18 protein-coding genes and 1 other RNA gene are annotated in these 19,615 nt (G+C 60.9%); 8 read left to right on the forward strand and 11 right to left on the reverse strand.

Annotation, left to right across the window (positions count from 1 at the left end):
• Positions 1–126 precede the first annotated feature (126 nt).
• Both ACEN83_RS09100 and ffs read left to right on the forward strand, forming a co-directional pair.
• On the forward strand, positions 127–1,293 hold the full coding sequence (locus ACEN83_RS09100; protein ID WP_495580065.1) for a zinc-binding metallopeptidase family protein: 1,167 nt from the start codon (positions 127–129) through the stop codon (positions 1,291–1,293).
• Positions 1,294–1,404: 111 nt separating this feature from the next.
• Positions 1,405–1,501, forward strand: an RNA gene (gene ffs, locus ACEN83_RS09105) — signal recognition particle sRNA small type.
• A gap of 60 nt (positions 1,502–1,561) precedes the next feature.
• Here ffs and ACEN83_RS09110 read toward each other — a convergent pair.
• Positions 1,562–2,359 carry a substrate-binding periplasmic protein gene (locus ACEN83_RS09110; RefSeq protein WP_495580066.1) on the reverse strand — a complete coding sequence of 266 codons (798 nt, stop codon included), beginning with the start codon at positions 2,357–2,359 and terminating at the stop codon, positions 1,562–1,564.
• A gap of 123 nt (positions 2,360–2,482) precedes the next feature.
• Here ACEN83_RS09110 and dnaX point away from each other — a divergent pair, with 123 nt between their 5' ends.
• From dnaX to ACEN83_RS09135, 5 genes are all read left to right on the forward strand, one after another.
• Positions 2,483–4,546: a DNA polymerase III subunit gamma/tau gene (gene dnaX, locus ACEN83_RS09115; RefSeq protein WP_495580067.1), complete on the forward strand. Its 2,064-nt coding sequence runs from the start codon at positions 2,483–2,485 to the stop codon at positions 4,544–4,546.
• A 68-nt stretch (positions 4,547–4,614) separates the two neighbouring features.
• A complete protein-coding gene (locus tag ACEN83_RS09120; protein WP_007971455.1) occupies positions 4,615–4,953 on the forward strand; it encodes a YbaB/EbfC family nucleoid-associated protein in 339 nt (112 codons plus the stop codon).
• Between the two features lie 270 nt (positions 4,954–5,223).
• Positions 5,224–6,258 (forward strand): NADPH-dependent curcumin/dihydrocurcumin reductase, encoded by a 1,035-nt coding sequence (gene curA / locus ACEN83_RS09125; protein ID WP_495580068.1) that lies wholly within the window; start codon positions 5,224–5,226, stop codon positions 6,256–6,258.
• A 79-nt stretch (positions 6,259–6,337) separates the two neighbouring features.
• On the forward strand, positions 6,338–6,940 hold the full coding sequence (recR, locus tag ACEN83_RS09130; RefSeq protein WP_008050204.1) for a recombination mediator RecR: 603 nt from the start codon (positions 6,338–6,340) through the stop codon (positions 6,938–6,940).
• 136 nt (positions 6,941–7,076) lie between these two features.
• Complete coding sequence (locus ACEN83_RS09135; protein ID WP_495580069.1) at positions 7,077–8,225, forward strand: acyl-CoA dehydrogenase family protein; 1,149 nt, start codon at positions 7,077–7,079, stop codon at positions 8,223–8,225.
• 68 nt (positions 8,226–8,293) lie between these two features.
• Here the strand turns inward: ACEN83_RS09135 and ACEN83_RS09140 are convergent, their stop codons facing one another.
• The 8 genes from ACEN83_RS09140 to ccoG form a co-directional block, all read right to left on the reverse strand.
• Complete coding sequence (locus tag ACEN83_RS09140; RefSeq protein WP_102698763.1) at positions 8,294–8,842, reverse strand: adenine phosphoribosyltransferase; 549 nt, start codon at positions 8,840–8,842, stop codon at positions 8,294–8,296.
• A gap of 80 nt (positions 8,843–8,922) precedes the next feature.
• Positions 8,923–9,657, reverse strand: coding sequence for a fumarate/nitrate reduction transcriptional regulator Fnr (gene fnr, locus ACEN83_RS09145; protein ID WP_007971448.1), 735 nt, complete (start codon positions 9,655–9,657; stop codon positions 8,923–8,925).
• Between the two features lie 90 nt (positions 9,658–9,747).
• Positions 9,748–11,130: an oxygen-independent coproporphyrinogen III oxidase gene (gene hemN / locus ACEN83_RS09150; RefSeq protein ID WP_495580857.1), complete on the reverse strand. Its 1,383-nt coding sequence runs from the start codon at positions 11,128–11,130 to the stop codon at positions 9,748–9,750.
• Positions 11,131–11,265: 135 nt separating this feature from the next.
• The gene (locus tag ACEN83_RS09155; protein WP_495580070.1) at positions 11,266–11,949 is read right to left on the reverse strand and encodes a sulfite exporter TauE/SafE family protein; all 684 of its coding nucleotides are present in this window, start codon (positions 11,947–11,949) and stop codon (positions 11,266–11,268) included.
• A complete protein-coding gene (ccoS, locus tag ACEN83_RS09160; RefSeq protein WP_007971444.1) occupies positions 11,942–12,160 on the reverse strand; it encodes a cbb3-type cytochrome oxidase assembly protein CcoS in 219 nt (72 codons plus the stop codon). The genes ACEN83_RS09155 and ccoS overlap by 8 nt, the downstream gene beginning before the upstream one ends.
• Positions 12,161–12,182: 22 nt before the next feature.
• Entirely contained in the window at positions 12,183–14,633 is a 2,451-nt protein-coding gene (locus ACEN83_RS09165) for a heavy metal translocating P-type ATPase (RefSeq protein WP_495580071.1), read from the reverse strand.
• 130 nt (positions 14,634–14,763) lie between these two features.
• Positions 14,764–15,297: a FixH family protein gene (locus ACEN83_RS09170; protein WP_495580072.1), complete on the reverse strand. Its 534-nt coding sequence runs from the start codon at positions 15,295–15,297 to the stop codon at positions 14,764–14,766.
• An 11-nt stretch (positions 15,298–15,308) separates the two neighbouring features.
• The gene (ccoG, locus tag ACEN83_RS09175; RefSeq protein WP_495580073.1) at positions 15,309–16,724 is read right to left on the reverse strand and encodes a cytochrome c oxidase accessory protein CcoG; all 1,416 of its coding nucleotides are present in this window, start codon (positions 16,722–16,724) and stop codon (positions 15,309–15,311) included.
• A gap of 444 nt (positions 16,725–17,168) precedes the next feature.
• Here ccoG and ACEN83_RS09180 point away from each other — a divergent pair, with 444 nt between their 5' ends.
• Positions 17,169–18,167 carry a metallophosphoesterase family protein gene (locus ACEN83_RS09180; RefSeq protein WP_495580858.1) on the forward strand — a complete coding sequence of 333 codons (999 nt, stop codon included), beginning with the start codon at positions 17,169–17,171 and terminating at the stop codon, positions 18,165–18,167.
• 280 nt (positions 18,168–18,447) lie between these two features.
• Here the strand turns inward: ACEN83_RS09180 and ccoP are convergent, their stop codons facing one another.
• Both ccoP and ACEN83_RS09190 read right to left on the reverse strand, forming a co-directional pair.
• Positions 18,448–19,431, reverse strand: a complete 984-nt coding sequence (ccoP, locus tag ACEN83_RS09185) for a cytochrome-c oxidase, cbb3-type subunit III (RefSeq protein WP_007971439.1) — start codon at positions 19,429–19,431, stop codon at positions 18,448–18,450.
• Complete coding sequence (locus ACEN83_RS09190; protein WP_003175465.1) at positions 19,428–19,613, reverse strand: CcoQ/FixQ family Cbb3-type cytochrome c oxidase assembly chaperone; 186 nt, start codon at positions 19,611–19,613, stop codon at positions 19,428–19,430. Before ACEN83_RS09190 ends, ccoP begins: the two co-directional genes overlap by 4 nt.
• Positions 19,614–19,615 lie beyond the last annotated feature (2 nt).

Raw genomic sequence — 19,615 nt, forward strand, 5'->3', positions numbered from 1 at the left:
GCTCCTACACCGATCTCTGTAGGAGCTGCCGAAGGCTGCGATCTTTTTACAGGCACCTCAATTCCAACTGGAACGATCCAGGCACAAGAATGATCTAGTCTCTGCAAGCCCCAGGGAGAGATCGCCATGCACCCGTTCTTCGAACAGCTCAGCTCGCGCATCGCCGCACCGTTCGTGGGCGAAAGCTCGCGCAACAGCAAGGTGTGGCTCTGTCGTTGCGGGCAATCGCTGTTTTTCCGCAACAGCCAGTGCCTGGCGTGTTCAGCGGCCCTTGGGTATCAACCTGAGCAAAGTCGTTTATCTTCCCTGCAACCGGGCGAGCGCCCCGACACCTGGTGTCTCGACGCCGATCCGCAGGCGGGCGCGTTCCGCCGCTGCGCCAATCTCGACTCTCCGGCTGCGTGCAACTGGCTGCTTCCAGCCAATCACCACGAAACCTTGTGCATGGCCTGTAGCCTGAATCGCACGATTCCCGACCTGTCGATCACCGAAAACCACGAGCGCTGGCGCAAGGTGGAAACCGCCAAGCGGCGTCTGGTCGCGCAACTGGTCAGCCTGGGGTTGCGGGTGATTCCCAAGGCAGTCGATGAAGAGACTGGCCTTGCCTTCGATTTCATCGGCGTCGACCTTGAAGGCAAGCCGCCGACCACGGGCCACGCCAACGGCCTGATCACCCTGGATATCAAGGAGGCCGACGACGCGCACCGCGAGCAGGTGAGGGTGCAAATGCACGAACCCTATCGCACCTTGCTCGGGCATTTTCGTCACGAAGTCGGGCATTACTACTGGGACCGATTGATCGCCCATAGCCATTGGCTTGAGCCTTTTCGCGGCTTGTTCGGCGATGAACGCGCGAGCTACGCCGATGCCCTCGAACGCCATTATCAGCAAGGCGCGCCGCTCGACTGGCAGCAGCACTGCGTCAGCGCCTACGCGACCATGCACCCGTGGGAAGACTGGGCGGAAACCTGGGCGCATTACCTGCACATGATGGACGCCGTGGACACCGCGCTGGGGTTTGGCATGAGCGCCCGGGAAATGGACTTCGACTATCAGCCGTTTCCACCCCAAGCCCTCTACGATCCGCAGCATCCCGGCGGCGCGGCTTTCCTCTCGTTCGTCAACGCCTGGATCGAACTGGCCGGCATGCTCAACGAGCTGTCACGCAGCATGGGGCAGCCGGATTTCTACCCCTTCGTCCTGCCGCCTGCTGTCGTTGCCAAGCTGCACTTCATTCATCTGGTGATTCAGCAGGCGGGCGGCAGGGCGGATGCGGTGCTTGAGGCGCAATAGCAAGTGCTTGAAGCCCCTCATGTTTTTATTCCGAAACCAACGGTTGTAACTTCGCCTCAGATAGGTACAATGGCGCGGCTCGCCGACAGGTGAGCGTCGTTATGGTGACCCTATCGGTCCCCCCGCAACGATCAGCCGTGAACCCGGTCAGGCCTGGAAGGGAGCAGCCGCAGCGGTGACATTGTGTGCCGGGGTGTGGCTGGTAGGGTTACCACCTTAACGCCACGCGAGTGTTCTCTCGCGTCATCTTCTTGAATACAGACTTTCGCTAGCTGCCAGGATCTTCTCCGAGGCGGTTTTTCGTCGTTTGCGCTTTATCCACAGGCGCCGGCTCGCCACCGATATACAGTCGAACAATTTCATCGATCTCCCCGGACATCTTCATCCGCGCCAGGGTGCGCAGAATGCTCTGCACCGGGACCTGTGGGTCGTTGCGAACGTAACAACCGAGACGGATTTCCTGCAGCACTGCCACGCTTTGCAGTTGCTGCTCCGGCAGGAGGCGGTGATTGAACCAGTCCAGGCTCCATTGATTGCTGACGGCATAACGATTGCGGCCGGCCAGGAGTTTTTCCAGCACTTGTTCCTGATTGCGTGCATCGTCGCGCTGCAGTTGGCCGCTGTCGAACAGCGGCTGCAGGGTCGGGTAGCTGTAGCCCAGCACGGTGCCAACGGGCTGTAGTGGCAAGTCGGCGGGTTTGACGGCGTCGGGCAGCGCATGCCGAGTGATCAACACGTCAGGTTGAGTGAAGAGCGGGATGCTCCAGAGATAATCGCCGGACTGCTCGGGCAGCCACGATTGCGTGGCATAACAGCGGACATCGACCTCGCCTTGCTCCATGGCGCCTTGTATGCGCCTGCGGGGCAAAACGTGGAATTCGGCCGGTACGCCGACCTGGGTCGCGAGGCTGAGCATCATGTCATACAGGATGCCCTGAGTCGGTTTGCCCCGTTCAAGCTGCACCATGGGCATGCTCCAGCTGTCGGTTATCACGAAGCGCAGCGGTGCTGGCGCCGCCGCGACGTCCAGGCTGATCAACAGCAATGCCCCCAAGGCCAGCCGCATAAACACTCCGTTAAATGCCTGTGATGTGCAGCTTAGCCACAATACACGAGCGCACCGGATGCAATTTGTGCCTTGCTCCGCTAGCATTAGCCGCTTCTGCTTCCTTCGCTGCGACGGTTTTCGATGAGTTATCAGGTTCTTGCACGTAAATGGCGTCCGCGCTCGTTCCGCGAAATGGTCGGCCAGACCCATGTGCTCAAGGCTCTGATCAATGCCTTGGACAGCCAGCGGCTGCACCACGCCTACCTCTTCACCGGTACCCGTGGGGTCGGCAAGACCACCATCGCGCGGATCATTGCCAAATGCCTTAACTGTGAGACAGGTATCACTTCGACCCCCTGTGGCGAGTGTTCGGTGTGTCGCGAAATCGACGAAGGCCGCTTTGTCGACCTGATCGAGATCGACGCCGCGAGCCGCACCAAGGTCGAAGATACCCGTGAATTGCTCGACAACGTGCAGTACGCCCCGAGCCGCGGGCGCTTCAAGGTCTACCTGATCGACGAAGTGCACATGCTCTCCAGCCATTCCTTCAACGCGCTGCTCAAAACCCTCGAGGAGCCGCCACCCTACGTCAAGTTCATCCTGGCGACCACTGATCCGCAGAAACTTCCGGCAACGATTCTGTCGCGGTGCCTGCAGTTCTCCCTGAAGAACATGACGCCGGAACGGGTTGTCGAGCACTTGACCCACGTGCTGGGTGTCGAGAACGTGCCGTTCGAAGACGATGCGCTGTGGTTGCTGGGCCGTGCTGCCGACGGTTCGATGCGTGATGCCATGAGCCTGACCGACCAGGCGATTGCCTTCGGTGAAGGCAAGGTACTGGCCGCCGATGTGCGGGCGATGCTCGGGACCCTCGATCACGGGCAGGTCTACGACGTCCTGCATGCGCTGATCGAAGGCGATGCCAGGGCGCTGCTCGAAGCCGTCCGCCACTTGGCCGAACAAGGCCCGGACTGGAATGGCGTGCTCTCGGAAATTCTCAATGTGCTGCACCGCGTTGCCATTGCCCAGGCCTTGCCGGAAGGTGTCGATAACGGTCACGGCGACCGCGATCGCGTGCTGGCACTGGCCCAGGCCTTGCCGGCCGAAGACGTGCAGTTCTACTACCAGATGGGCCTGATCGGTCGCCGCGACTTGCCGCTGGCGCCGGATCCCCGGGGCGGTTTTGAAATGGTGTTGCTGCGGATGCTGGCGTTCCGGCCCGCGGACACCGCGGATGCCCCGAGGCAACCGCTAAAGCCAGTGGGGATCAGCCAGGCCACAGTTGATTCCGCAAACTCAGTGGCTGCCGCGCAGGTCGTTGCGCCGGTAGCCGCTGCGGCCGTTGCACCGAAAGTGGCTGCGCCAGCACCGGAACCGGTGGCGCCGGTCGTTGTGCCGGAAGCTGCGCCTGTGCCTGTGGTTGAAGCGGCCGTGGTCGAAGAGGTGGTCGACCTGCCGTGGAATGACCCGGTCGCGCCAGCCCCCGTTCAGCAACCCGCCGTGGAGCCGGTGCTGGAAACCGCCAGCGAACAACCCGAATTACCGCCGATGCCGTTGCCGACGCCGGACAGCGTGGTGCCGGACGCCCCTGAATGGGCCGCCGCGCCAATCCCGGAGCCTTCGGTGGCCGAGGTCGATGCCGCAACGCCGGGCATGGACCTGGATGACGAGCCGCCGCTGGACGAGGATTACATCGAGCCGGACATGGATTCGGCCTACAGTTACCTCGACGAACTGGCCAGCGAGCATGCCGCCGACCCGGCGCCGGAACCCGAGCCTGAGCCCGCGGCGATGCCGGCCACCGGCCTGGCCCTGCAATGGCTGGAGCTGTTCCCGAAATTGCCGATTTCCGGCATGACCGGCAGCATCGCCGCCAACTGCACGCTGATCGCGGTGGATGGCGACAATTGGCTGATGCACCTGGACCCGGCCCACAGTGCCTTGTTCAATGCCACTCAGCAGCGTCGCCTCAACGATGCGCTGAACCAGTATCACCAGCGCACGCTGACCCTGAGCATCGAGCTGATCAAGCCCGAGCAGGAAACCCCGGCACAAGCGGCTTCGCGCCGCCGCGCCAACCGTCAGCGCGAGGCGGAGGAATCGATCCACGGCGATCCGTTCATCCAGCAAATGATGCAGCAGTTCGGTGCGGTGGTCCGTAACGATACTATTGAACCTGTCGACGCCCTGGTCACTCAGGGCTAATAACTGAAGGTGCTCGGCTCCATTGCGCCGGGCGCTGTTTTGATCCAAGTACTTTTGAGGTGATTACCATGATGAAAGGTGGCATGGCCGGCCTGATGAAGCAGGCGCAGCAGATGCAGGAAAAAATGGCCAAGATGCAGGAAGAACTGGCCAACGCCGAAGTCACCGGTAAGGCTGGTGGCGATATGGTCACCGTGGTGATGACCGGGCGTCATGACGTCAAGAGCGTGACCATCGACCCGAGCTTGGTCGAAGGCATGAGCGAAGACGACAAGGAAATGCTGGAAGCGGTCATCGCCTCCGCGGTCAACGATGCCGTGCGCAAGATCGAAGCCAACAGCCAGGACAAGATGGGCAGCATGACTGCCGGCATGCAACTGCCGCCGGGCATGAAACTGCCATTCTGATTCGCCTTCAGGCGGCAGATGAGCTACAAAAAATGCCAGGCATTGCGCCTGGCATTTTTGTTTCTGGCTGTTGGGTATGTGTCGTCCGTGATGGCGCCTTCGCGAGCAAGCCCGCTCCCACAGGTGGGCGTCGTACACAAATCCAGTGTGGGAGCAGGCTTGCTCGCGAAGGATTCACCCCGGTGCAACTGAAAACACATCGAACGCCATACCGCCACAAAGGTCTGCTCCCTATATCACCCAACCCCATCGATCACAGGAGACGCTGCCATGTCCGACCCCATGACCCTCAATCAACGCATTGTCCTGGCTTCACGCCCGGTCGGCGCGCCAACGCCGGAAAACTTCCGCATGGAGCGGGTGGCGTTGCCGGAACTCGCCGACGGTGAGGTGCTGCTCAAGACCGTTTTCCTGTCGCTGGATCCCTACATGCGCGGACGCATGAGCGACGCTCCGTCCTACGCCGCACCGGTGGAAATCGGCGAAGTCATGACCGGGGGCGCGGTCAGTCGGGTCGAGCGCTCGCTCAATCCGAAGTTTCAGGAAGGTGACCTTGTGGTCGGTGCCACCGGTTGGCAAAGCCACAGCATCAATGACGGGCGCAGCATCATTGCGGTGCCATCGGGATTGCCCAGTGCATCGATGGCCCTTGGGGTGTTGGGAATGCCGGGCATGACCGCGTACATGGGCCTGATGGACATCGGCCAGCCCCAGGCCGGCGAAACCCTGGTGGTTGCAGCGGCCTCAGGCGCGGTGGGTTCGGTGGTCGGTCAGGTGGCGAAGATCAAGGGACTGCGCGTGGTCGGCGTGGCCGGCGGGGCGGACAAGTGCCGTTATGTGGTCGACGAGCTGGGTTTCGACGCCTGCATCGACCACAAGAGTCCGGATTTTGCCGATGAGCTGGCCAAGGCCTGCGGCAAGGGCATCGATATCTACTACGAAAACGTCGGCGGCAAGGTCTTCGACGCCGTGGTGCCGTTGCTCAATCCCAAGGCGCGGATTCCACTGTGCGGCCTGATTGCCTCCTATAACGCCCATGAAGCGCCGAGCGGGCCGGATCGCCTGCCCCTGTTGCAGCGCACCCTGTTGACCAAGCGGGTGCGCATCCAGGGCTTCATCGTGTTCGATGACTATGGTGATCGCCAGCCGGAATTCCTCAGTGCCATGGCGCCCTGGGTGCGCGATGGCAAAGTGAAGTTCCGCGAAGACGTGGTCGATGGCCTGGAACAGGCTCCCGACGCGTTCATCGGCATGCTGGAGGGGCGCAACTTCGGCAAACTGGTGGTTCGGGTTTCCCGGGACTGAGTAATTGACGCTGCAATTTGACGCTCAACCGAGGCGCGGGTATAAACCGCGTCTCGTTGTTTTGTCGGACTTTTCCACCATGAGCTTCAGCCCTTTGATTCGCCAACTGATCGACGCCCTGCGAATTTTGCCAGGCGTGGGTCAGAAAACCGCCCAGCGCATGGCGTTGCAGTTGCTCGAGCGTGACCGCAGCGGCGGCTCGCGCCTGGCGCTGGCCTTGAGCCAGGCCATGGAAGGGGTCGGTCACTGCCGCTTGTGCCGTACGCTGACCGAAGATGATCTGTGCCCGCAATGCGCCGATACCCGTCGCGATGACACCTTGCTCTGCGTGGTGGAAGGCCCGATGGACGTCTATGCGGTGGAGCAGACCGGTTTCCGCGGGCGCTATTTCGTGCTCAAGGGGCACCTGTCGCCGCTCGACGGTCTGGGGCCTGAAGCCATCGGCATCCCGCAATTGATGGCGCGGATCGAAGAGGCTGGCACGTTCGCCGAAGTCATCCTGGCGACCAACCCGACCGTGGAAGGTGAGGCCACAGCGCATTACATCGCTCAGTTGCTCAGCAGCAAAGGCCTGATCGCCTCGCGCATCGCCCATGGCGTGCCGCTCGGTGGTGAGCTGGAGCTGGTGGATGGCGGCACGCTGGCGCATTCGTTTGCCGGGCGGAAGCCGATTTCGTTGTAATCGCATCAAGCCGAAAAGATCGCAGCCTGCGGCAGCTCCTACAGAAGCGGCTGCGATCTTTTGATCTTCTATCCGTCTCTTGTAAACCAAGCAAGCGCTCGGTTAACTTCACTGACCCCTTCAGTGGAGCTCGCCGATGTCTGCCTTTCAGGAATACTTCGACCCCAGCCACCAATTGGTCCGTGATAGCGTCAGACGTTTCGTCGAACGCGAGATCCTTCCCGATATCGACCAGTGGGAAGAAGCCGAAAGCTTTCCTCGCGAGCTCTACCTCAAGGCCGGCGCAGCGGGGATTCTCGGCATCGGCTACCCGCAGGCTTACGGAGGCAGCCATGAAGGGGATCTGTTCGCCAAGGTTGCCGCCAGTGAAGAGTTGATGCGCTGCGGCTCAGGCGGGCTGGTAGCGGGGCTTGGTTCACTGGATATCGGCTTGCCGCCCATTCTCAAGTGGGCGCGACCCGAAGTGCGGGATCGTGTGCTGCCCCAGGTGTTGTCGGGAGAGAAAATCAGCGCCCTGGCCGTCACCGAGCCCGGCGGCGGTTCCGACGTCGCCAACCTGCAAACCCGCGCCGTGCGCGATGGCGACTTTTACCGGGTCAATGGCAGCAAAACCTTTATCACCAGTGGTGTGCGTGCGGACTTTTATACCGTCGCGGTGCGTACCGGTGAGCCGGGCTTCTCCGGCATCAGCCTGTTGCTGATCGAAAAGGGCACGCCCGGTTTCACCGTAGGACGGCAACTGAAGAAAATGGGCTGGTGGGCGTCAGACACCGCCGAACTGTTCTTCGATGATTGCCCGGTGCCCGTGGGAAACCTGATCGGCGCCGAGAACATGGGCTTTGCCTGCATCATGGGCAATTTCCAGAGCGAACGCCTGGCCCTGGCACTGATGGCCAACATGACCGCACAGCTGGCGCTGGAGGAGAGCCTGAAGTGGGCGCGCCAGCGCGAGGCCTTTGGCAAACCGATCGGCAAGTTTCAGGTGATCAAGCATCGCCTCGCCGAGATGGCGACCGCGCTGGAGGTATCCCGGGAGTTCACCTACCGCCAGGCGGCAAAGATGGCGGCGGGGCAGAGCGTGATCAAGGAAATTTCCATGGCCAAGAATTTTGCGACGGATACGGCGGACCGGATCGTGACCGATGCGGTGCAGATACTCGGTGGGCTGGGATATATGCGCGAGAGCCTGGTGGAGCGGCTGTACCGCGACAACCGGATCCTGTCGATTGGCGGCGGGACGCGGGAAGTGATGAACGAGATCATCAGCAAGCAGATGGGGCTTTAGAAGCAAAAGATCGCAGCCTTCGGCAGCTCTTGTAGGAGCTGCCGAAGGCTGCGATCTTTTGACGTTTGTTACATATCGCTCAACGCAAACTGCGTCAGGCAGAACGTCGGAATGCCCATGTCCTCCAGGCGCTGCGAACCACCCAGCTCCGGCAGGTCGATGATCGCCGCCGCTTCATGCACCCGCGCACCCATGCGGCGGATCAGGTTGGCGGCGGCAATCAGGGTGCCGCCGGTCGCGATCAGGTCATCGAACATCACCACCGAATCCCCTTCGCACAGGCTGTCGGCGTGCACTTCCAGGAAGGCTTCGCCGTATTCGGTCGCATAACCCTCGGCCAGTACGTCAGCCGGCAGCTTGCCTTGCTTGCGAAACAGCACCAGCGGCTTGTTCAACTGATAGGCCAGTACCGAACCGATCAGGAAGCCACGGGCGTCCATCGCGCCGATGTGGGTGAAGTCAGCCTCGACGTAGCGGTGGGCGAAGCTGTCCATCACCAGGCGCAGGGCCTTGGGCGACTGGAACAGCGGGGTGATGTCGCGAAAGATCACGCCCGGCTTCGGGAAGTCGATGACAGGGCGGATGAGGGATTTGATGTCGAAGGAGTCGAAGACCATCGTCTGGGTGTCCTGGCAGGGCTGCAAACGACGCAGTATAACGGCGGCTGAACCGTTTCGCTCAGCCGCAACGTTTTGTTTCAGCCTTCCAGTGAGCCACCGGCCAGGGCGCACAGCTGGATCGGGTCGATAATCCGGATTTCCTTGCCTTCTGCGGCAATCAGCTCGTTTTGCTGGAAGCGGGTAAAGACCCGGGACACGGTTTCCACCGCCAGGCCCAGGTAGTTGCCGATTTCGTTGCGCGACATGCTCAGGCGGAACTGATTGGCGGAAAAACCCCGGGCGCGGAAACGTGCCGACAGGTTGACCAGGAAGGTGGCGATGCGTTCGTCGGCGGTCTTTTTCGACAACAGCAGCATCATCTGCTGGTCGTCACGGATTTCGCGACTCATCACCCGCATCAACTGACGGCGCAACTGCGGCAGTTGCAGGGCCAGTTCGTCGAGGCGTTCGAAAGGAATTTCACACACCGAGGTGGTTTCCAGAGCTTGTGCCGACACCGGGTGCTTTTCGGTGTCCATGCCCGACAGGCCGACCAGTTCGCTGGGCAGGTGGAAACCGGTGAGCTGTTCTTCACCGCCGTCGCTCAGGCTGAAGGTCTTGAGCGCGCCGGAACGGACTGCGTAGACAGAATCGAAGGTATCGCCCTGGCGAAACAGAAACTCGCCCTTTTTCAGCGGCCGGCCGCGCTTGACGATTTCGTCCAGCGCATCCATGTCTTCCAGATTCAGCGAAAGTGGCAGGCAAAGAGGGGCCAGACTGCAATCCTTGCAATGGGCTTGACTATGAGCGCGCTGTTTTACTGGCTCGGACATTTCTTCAATCCTTGTGGGAATTCACACATAAGACGTAAGGGTAACTCACCATAGGAGATCGAGGCCAGTCCGGGACGCTAGCTTGCAGAATTAGATCACCCGTGAAAATCGCTGGCGGTTGTGTTGTTCCAGGTACGCGTCGAACACCATACACACCGAACGCACCAACAATCGCCCGGCGGGCAGGATGGTGATCCTGTCGCGATCGAGTTCGATCAGCCCGTCTTTGGCCATGCCTTGCAGTTGGGGCCAGAGTTCGCCGAAGTAGCCCTGGAAATCGATGTTGAAGGCCTGTTCGATGTCGGAGAATTCCAGGCTGAAATGGCAGATCAATTGCTGAATGACCGCGCGCCGCAGCCGGTCATCGGCATTGCACAGCAGACCGCGGCTGGTGGCCAGTTGCAGAGAAGCCAGGGTGTTCTGATAGTGGTTCAGGTCGCTGCTGTTCTGGCAGTAGAGGTCGCCGATCTGGCTGATTGCCGAGACGCCGAGGCCGATCAGATCGCAATGACCGTGGGTGGTGTAGCCCTGGAAATTGCGTTGCAGGGTCGATTCTTCCTGGGCTATAGCCAGCTCGTCGTCGGGCATGGCGAAGTGGTCCATGCCGATGTAGCGGTAACCGGCGTTGATCAGTTGCTCGATGGTGCGCTGCAGCATTTCCAGCTTCTGCGCGGGTGTCGGCAGTTCATTGCTGTTGATGCGCCGCTGGGGCATGAAGCGTTCCGGCAGGTGGGCGTAGTTGAACACCGATAATCTGTCCGGTTGCAGGTTGATGACCTCTTCGACGGTGCGGGCGAAGTTCTCCGGCGTCTGCCTCGGCAGGCCGTAGATCAGGTCGATATTGATCGAGCGAAACTGCAAGGTGCGGGCAGCGTCGATCACGGCTCGGGTTTCTTCCAGGCTTTGCAGGCGATTGACCGCTCGCTGCACCGCCGGGTCAAGGTCCTGCAGGCCGATGCTGACCCGATTGAAGCCCAGTTCGCGCAGCAGTCCCATGGTCGACCAATCGGCCTCGCGTGGGTCGATCTCGATGCCGTAGTCGCCGGAATCGTCGTCCAGCAAATTGAAGTGCTTGCGCAAGTGTGCCATCAACTGGCGCAGTTCGTCGTGGCTGAGAAAGGTCGGCGTGCCGCCACCGAAGTGCAGTTGCTCGACTTTCTGTGTGGGGTCGAGGTGGCAGGCGATCAGCTGGATTTCCTGTTCCAGGCGCTGCAAATACGGCTGCGCCCGGCCGCGATCCTTGGTGATGACCTTGTTGCAGGCGCAGTAGTAGCAAATGTTCGCGCAGAACGGCACGTGCACGTACAGGGACAATGGGCGTTGGACCTTGCGGCTGTCGCGCAGGGCGTGAAACAGGTCGAAGGTGCCGACCTGGCTGTTGAATTGCACGGCGGTCGGGTACGAGGTGTAGCGGGGTCCCGCCAGGTCATAACGGCGGATCAGATCAGTGTCCCAACGAATGGCGTCGAGCATCATGCGGGCATTCCCCGGATAGGCTGGCAGTGTCGGCCACCTTATGCGAGGTCGGGGTGGGGCATCTTGATTTACATCAAGATCAAAAGATCGCGTACACCTGTAGGAGCTGCCGCAGGCTGCGATCTTTTGCCTTTAATGCCCCATCAACCAATGCTGATGCGGCCCCGGCAGCGTCCAGAGACCAAACAGCATCACCAATATCCCACCCGCCATGCGCACACTGCGCTTGCGCAACACTGCGGTGACGCGTTCGGCAGCCAGGCCGGTCGCCAGCAACACCGGCCAGGTGCCAAGCCCGAACGCAAGCATCAACAGTGCACTGTCCAGCGCGTTGCCCTGGCTGGCCGCCCATAGCAAGGTGCTGTAAACCAGGCCGCACGGCAGCCAGCCCCAGAGCGCACCCAGTAGCAGCGCGCGCGGAACGCTCGATACCGGCAGCAACCGGTTGGCGACTGGCTGGATGTGCCGCCACAAGGCTCGACCGAGGCTTTCGATACGGGTCAGGCCGCTCCACCAGCCAGCCAGGTAAAGCCCCATGGCAATCAGCAGCAAGCCGGCGAGGACTCGCAGGAACATCGCCGCCGGGCTGCTGGCCACGGCCCATCCGGCCAGGCCGATCAACAGTCCGGCGCAGGCATAACTCAGAATCCGCCCCAGGTTGTAGGCCAACAGCAGGCGAAAGCGGCGGCTGCGTTGCTCCTTGGGAATCGCCAGGGTCAGCGCGCCCATCAGGCCGCCGCACATGCCCAGGCAATGGCCGCCGCCGAGCAAGCCAAGGATCAGCGCCGATACCAGCAGTGGCGCCAGTTCAAGCATGGGGCGGGGCCTTGTCTTGCGGTTTGGCCGGTTGCCCGCTGGCTTCGTCGACGGCGGCGGTGTGGTTAGGGTCCTGGTCGTCGAACAGGATGCTGTGGGCCGGGCCGTCGAGGTCGTCGTACTGTCCGCTGTCGACCGCCCAGAAGAAGATATAGACGGCGATGGCCACGATCAGCAGCGCAGCGGGAATCATCACGTAAAGAGCTGGCATCTGGACTCCATGCCCGCGCGGCTCAGGCCGGTAGCGGGCGGGTTTCTGGCGGGGTGTCGAGGGCGCGCTCGCTCGGCATTCGAGTCAGGCGCAGCGCGTTCAGCACCACGGTCAACGAACTGATCGACATGCCTACCGCCGCCCAGACCGGAGTGATCCAGCCGAGGGCGGCGAAGGGCAGCATGAGGCCATTGTACAACCCTGCCCACAACAGGTTCTCGATAATGACCCGGCGGGTGCGCCGCGCCAGGCTGAAGGCTTGCACCAGAGCGTCGAGGCGGTTGGACAGCAGCACAGCATCGGCACTGGTTTTCGCCAGGTCGGTGGCCGAGCCCATGGCGACGCTGATATCCGCCGCCGCCAGCACCGGCACGTCATTGACGCCGTCACCCAGCATCAACACCTTGCGACCTTCCTTGTGCAGTTGTTGCAGGACTTGCAGTTTGTCGTCCGGGCGCAAGCCGCCGCGGGCTTCATCGATACCCAGTTCAGCCGCCACGCTGGCGACCATCGGCGAGCTGTCGCCGGACAACAACAGCGTATGCCAGCCCCGCGCCTTGCACGCGGCCAGCAAGGCCGGCGCATCCGCACGCAAGCGATCATCGAGGACCAGCCAGGCCAGCGGCCCTTCGCTGTCGCCGAGCAGCAGCCATTGGCCGGCTTCTTCGGGCATCGCCGGCACCACGGCGCCACTAAGTTCGCAGACGAATTCCGGTTGACCGATGCGCAGGCGCCGTCCTTCAACCAGCCCCTCGAGGCCAAGACCCGGGGTGCTGTGGACTTCTTCGGCCGCCATCGGCGCACGTCCGAAAGCGCGGGCAATCGGGTGTTCGGAGCGGTTTTCCAGAGCGGCGGCGAGCCCCAGGCATTGGTCGCTGTCGAGGGCGCCGAGGGGGCGGATGGAGCGCAGCGCCAGCCGGCCTTCGGTGAGGGTACCGGTCTTGTCGAAAATCACTGTGTCGATCTGGTTCAGGCCTTCCAGCACATGGCCGCGGGTCAGCAGCAGGCCGAGTTTGTGCAAGGTGCCGGTGGCCGCAGTAAGGGCGGTCGGCGTTGCCAGCGACAAGGCGCACGGACAGGTCGCCACGAGCATCGCCAGCACGATCCAGAAGGCTCGCGATGAGTCCAGCTCCCACCACAACAGGCCAATGGCCGCAGCCGCGATCAGTGAAAACAGCAGGAACCATTGCGCGGCGCGGTCGGCGATTTCCGCCAGGCGCGGTTTTTCGGCCTGGGCACGCTCGAGCAGGCGAACGATGGCCGAGAGGCGCGTGTCCTGGCCCAGGGCCTGGACCTCGACGGTCAGTGCGCCATCGACGTTCAGGGTGCCGGCGGTGACCGCATCGCCGAGGGTGCGAGGGTGAGGCAGGTATTCGCCGGTCAGCAGCGACTCATCGATACTCGATTGGCCGTCGAGGATCTTGCCGTCGGCAGGGAGAATGGCGCCTGGATGAACCAGTACCTGATCACCGATGCGCAGTTCGCTGAGCAAAATGCGTTCGCTCTGGCCTTCAGGCGTCAAGCGCAGGCACGAGGCGGGCAGCAGATTCACCAGTTGCGCGGTGGCTGCGGCCGTGCGCTCGCGGGCGCGCCGCTCCAGGTAGCGCCCGGCCAGCAGGAACAGGGCAAACATGCCGACAGCATCGAAATACAGCTCGCCGACCCCGGTAATCGAGGTCCAGATCCCGGCAACGTAGGCGCTGCCGATGGCCAGCGACACGGAAACGTCCATGGTCAGGTGGCGGGTGCGCAGATCGCGCATGGCGCCTTTGAAAAACGGCGCGCAGCTGTAGAACACGATCGGGGTGGTGAGGAACAGCGCGACCCAGCGCAGGATGGTGTGCAGTTCGGGGCTGAGGTCGATGTTGAATTCAGGCCAGGTAGCCATGGTCGCCATCATCGCCTGGAACCACAGCAATCCGGCCACGCCAAGCTGGCGCAGGGCCAGGCGGTTTTCGCTGGCCAGTTGTTCGCTGGCACGGTCGGCCTGATAGGGGTGTGCGGCATACCCGATGTGGCGCAGTTCGCTGAGGACCCGGCTCAGGGGTAGTTGCGCGTCGCTCCAGCGCACGTGCAGGCGATGGTTGGACAGGTTCAGGCGCGCTTCGGCCACCGCCGGCAAGGTGCGCAGGTGTTTCTCGATCAACCAGCCGCAGGCGGCGCAACTGATGCCTTCCATCAGCAGCGTGGTTTCGGCCAGTTCGCCATCGTGGCGGACAAAGGGTTGCTGCACATCGGCGCGATCGTAAAGCGCCAGTTCGTCGACCAGTTGTACCGGCAGCGCCTCGGGGTTGGCCGAGGCTTCGCTGCGGTGCTGGTAATAGCTATCCAGGCCGCCAGCGACGATGGCCTCGGCCACGGCCTGGCAGCCCGGGCAGCAGAACTCGCGGGACTCCCCGAGTACGACGGCGGTAAAGCGACTGCCGGCCGGGACGGGCAGGGCGCAGTGGTAGCAGGGGAGTGGGGTGGTCATGGGTTTTTCACTAATGCTGCGGGATCTCTGTCGTCAGGGAGGGCCTCATCGCTGTAGGAGCTGACGAGTGAAACGAGGCTGCGATCTTTTTGCAAAAGCAAGATCAAAAGATCGCAGCCTGCGGCAGCTCCTACAGGTCTTCGGCGCCTTGCAGAGGTTCATCACCGAGCAGCAGATCCTTGTCATGGTTGACCAGTTCTTCTTCGAACATGCGCCAGATATGGTCGTCCTGGGTGCCGAGCAATTCGACAAAGCGCCGGCCTTCGATCTTGTCGCTCAGTTGGCCGATGTAGCGACCCTGTTCGGTTTCGCTGCGGGCCAGGGTGATCTTGCGATCCTTTTCCGGCTGGGTCGGCGAGATCAGGTTCAGCTCCAGGGTTTTCGGATGGCTGTCGCCGCTCAGGCGCAGGTCAACTTCGCCGGTCACGTCATCGAGATGAATACTGGCGCGCATTTTCAGGTTCTGGGCCAGCAGCTCACGGTCGAGGGAGCGGTTGATGCCTTTGCCGGCCTCGTAGTAGTTGTCGTTGACCAGGTTGTCCGGGTTCTTCACCGCGATGGTCACCATGGACAAGGTCAGCATCACCGAGCAGGCCAGGATCCCGATGATGATCCACGGCCAGAGGTGCTTGTACCAGGGGCTTGCGGCAGTTGCTGCGGGCATGTTCAGTTCTCTCAACGATTGTGTGGGCCGATGAACCGGCTCTTGGCTTCAATTTGGACGCTGTCGTCATCGGCATCCTTGAGGATGAATTTCACGTCGTTGGTGCTCGACGGCAGTTTTTCCGGTGCGACGGACAGCTCGGCAGGCTGGCTGACGATCTCGCCGGCCGCGACCTTGATCTCGCGCCGGCCCTGCAATTTGAGATCCGGCAGGCCGGAGGCTTCAAGCAGGTAGGTGTGGTCGCGCTGGTCCTTGTTCATGATTTTCAGGCTGTAGACGTTTTCGATCCGGCCTTCGGCGTTCTCGCGGTACAGCACGCGGTCCTTGCTGACATCGAAACCCACCAGCGAACGCATGAAAAACGCGGTCACCAGCAAGCTGATCATCGCCAGCAGTACCACGGCATAGCCGATCAGGCGTGGACGCAGTTTATGGGTTTTCTGCCCGGACAGGTTGTGCTCGGTGGTGTAGCTGATCAGCCCGCGCGGGTATTCCATCTTGTCCATGATGGCGTCGCAGGCATCGATGCAGGCGGCGCAGCCGATGCATTCGATTTGCAGGCCGTCGCGGATGTCGATACCGGTCGGGCAGACCTGGACGCACATGGTGCAGTCGATGCAGTCACCCAGGCCCTGGGCCTTGTAGTCGATGCCTTTCTTGCGCGGGCCACGGCTTTCGCCGCGGCGCGGGTCGTAGGAAACGATCAGGGTGTCCTTGTCGAACATCACGCTTTGGAAGCGCGCGTACGGGCACATGTAGATGCACACCTGTTCGCGCAACCAGCCAGCGTTGCCGTAAGTGGCGAGGGTGAAGAAACCCACCCAGAAGTAAGACCAGCCATCGGCCTGACCGGTGAAGAAGTCGAACACCAGATCGCGGATCGGCGAGAAGTAACCGACGAAGGTCATGCCGGTGACGAAACCGATCAACAGCCACAGGCTGTGCTTGCTGAATTTGCGCAGGAATTTGTTGGCGCTCATCGGCGCCTTGTCGAGCTTGATGCGCTGGTTGCGATCACCTTCGGTGACTTTTTCGCACCACATGAAGATCCAGGTCCACACGCTTTGCGGGCAGGTATAACCGCACCAGACCCGTCCGGCGTACACCGTGATGAAGAACAGGCCGAACGCGGCGATGATCAGCATGCCGGACAGCAGGATGAAGTCCTGGGGCCAGAAGGTGGCGCCGAAAATGAAAAACTTGCGCTCCGGCAGGTTCCACCAGACCGCCTGATGACCGCCCCAATCCAGCCACACCGTACCGAAATACAGCAGGAACAACAGGGCACCGCCGGTCATCCGCAGGTTGCGGAACAGGCCGGTGAAGGCGCGGGTGTAGATTTTTTCCCTGGAGGCGTAGAGGTCGACGCTGTTGTTCGCGTTCTTGGTGGGTGGAGTGACGTCGTGTACCGGAATCTGGTTGCTCATCATTGCATCCCACGGCAGTGGAAAAGTGCCTCGGTCAGTACGTGCCGACCGCGGTCAAAAAGGGGTGTTGCAGTGGCGCAATGATACGCCTGTCGCTCTAGCCTGCGGGTGCGACCTTTGGTCGCGTTGGGTAAAAATCATGAATGGTGTAGCGAATGTAACAAAACGTGATCTGAGTCAATTGACTTGTGAAGTATGGACGGTTTTCAGCAAGACCGCGCGCAATCGTTGACGATGACGTGGCCTGTGTTGTTGTGGTTAGTGTAAACAATCAGTCCATATCGGCGGGGTGCGGATATCAGTGGGTTGATGCGCGGGAAATATCTTAACTTGACTGTCCTGCTTTGAATGTTTGATGTTTTGTTTTCTGTCCAATAGTTTAAGGGTTGGGTGCGGATGGTTTTTATTCGTGCGTTATCAATTCTATGGATGGAAGTTTTTTCTATGTTTTCTCATGAAAGTATCAAGGTTTTTGCCTGTCTGCTGTTGTTCTCGGTATCTACTGTTGTGCATGCGGTCGAAGGGATGCCTCGTCATATGGTTTTTGCGTCTGACCCGCAATATCCATGGACGGAAAAATCCGATAGTGACGAGCCTGAGTCCGCTGCGGATTTTGAAAAACGCTCCAAGTGGCTGGTGGATAGCCAGTTCTCGAGCATTGCCGACTTCCGCATGAAGCATGGCTCGCCGTCGCAGGTGCCCCTGATGATCAATGGCGACATGACTGCGTTTGGTCATGGGTGGCAGCGTTCCTACATTAATTCGGTATTGAATAAATACTTTGGTGATGACTACCTGTACGGTCTGGGTAATCATGACTATCAAAATAATGTGGATGATTGTTTTAGTAATAGCTGCGCTGCAGGCAGTATCGTGGAGTTCAAAGAACATCATCAGGGTAAAGTCGATGAATTCGACCTGGATATAATTGGTGGGGCTCTAAACAGGTTGTATGCGGGTAGTCTCGCTTACTCGAAAAATATAGGCGAGGTTCATATGGTACAACTCAATAATGAGCCGACCTACAGTGTCCGCATCTCTAGTCCGTTGAACCCGACGACATTCGAAATCACCAGTTCGCTCGACTGGCTGGAGAAAGATCTCAGGATTGCCCGGGCTCAGGGCTACGCGATCATCATCAACATGCACAAGCCGGACGGCATGATGGGGGATTGGGAGCAAGTAAAACGTTTCCGGGAAATGGTCGCCAAGTATGAGGTCACGGCCATCTTTGCGGGTCACTACCATCAGGACGCAGGACAGGCCTCCAGCCTGAATGGCGTGCCGATGTTTCTCAGCGGTGGCGCTTCCCAGGAGACTTATCTGATTGCCAGCTTTTCCGACGATCGCAAGCAGCTGCATGTCAGCCTGGTGGAGAACAACGATTGGCAGGCGCGTCAGCTGATCCGGACGGTGCCGGTGAAATCGATTTTTGCCGGCTGACCATATAAGAGGTTCTTCACGGATTCCCGGGGGGAAATATCTGTAGGAGCTGCCGGAGGCTGCGATCTTTTGATCTTGATCTTCAGCAATCTCCAGATCGCAAAAGCAAATCAAAAGATCGCAGCCTCCGGCAGCTCCTACAGGGGAACACATGCACCACCAAGCAACGAGGCCGATCGCGGCGGGCTCTGTAGGTGTTCCCCGGAATTGCGTGAGCAACCATAAAAAAAGCCGCGCCAGATGACTGGCGCGGCCTTTTCTGTTACCGAAAGCGCAGGTCTTACTGAGACTCGGCTTCCGGCGCTTTTTCACCGTGAGACAGGCTGTAGACGTAAGCAGCCAGCAGGTGAACCTTGTCGTTACCTTGCAGTTGCTCTTGCGCAGGCATCTGGCCCTGACGGCCGTAGCGGATGGTCTGCTGCAGTTGAGCGAAGCTCGAACCGTAGATGAACGCTGCCGGGTGAGTCAGGTTGGGTGCGCCCATCGCTGGGGTGCCTTTGCCTTCCGGACCATGGCACGCCACGCAGTTGGCGGCGAACAGTTTCTGCCCGGCAACCGGGTCGGCCTTGGCGCCTTCCGGCAGCTTGCGGCCATCGAGGTTGGTCAGGACAAACGCGGCCACGTCGGCCACGCCTTGCTCGCCGATCACTTCAGCCCACGCCGGCATCACCGCATGACGGCCGCCCATGATGGTGGTCTTGATGGTTTCCGGCTCGCCGCCCCAGCGCCAGTCGGCGTCGGTCAGGTTAGGGAAGCCATAGGCGCCCTTGGCGTCGGAACCGTGGCAGACCGAGCAGTTGGAGGCGAACAGGCGGCCACCCATCTTCAGGGCTTGCGGGTCCTTGGCCACTTCTTCGATTGGCATGGCCGCGAACTTGGCGAAGATCGGACCGAACTTGGCGTCCGACTTGGCCATTTCCTTTTCCCACTCGTGGACGCCGGTCCAGCCGGTCTGGCCGTTGGCGAAGGGGGTCTGCTTCTCGTTGTCGAGGTAGCCGTAACCCGGCAGCAGGCCTTTCCAGTTACCCAGGCCCGGATACAGCGCCAGGTAGCCCAGTGCGAAGATGATGGTGCCCACGAACAGCATGAACCACCATTTCGGCAGCGGGTTGTCGTACTCCTCGATCCCGTCGAAGGAGTGCCCGACCGTCTCGTCTGTCTGCTCGGTGCGCTGGCCCTTGCGGGTCGACAGCAGCAGCCAGGTCAGGGAAAAGATCGTACCGAGACTGAGGACTGTGACGTACAGACTCCAGAATGTAGTCATTCTTTGTTACTCCTAGAAGCTTGCTCGACGTGCTTGATGGCTTCGGGATCATCCGCGAAAGGCAGCAAGGTCGCGTCTTCAAACTCCGACTTGCGCTTGGGACTGAACACCCACAGTGCCAGTCCGATGAAGGCCACCATCACGACAACGGTGCCCAGGCCACGAATCATCCCGATATCCATCT

The organism is Pseudomonas sp. Pseusp49 (assembly GCF_059491875.1).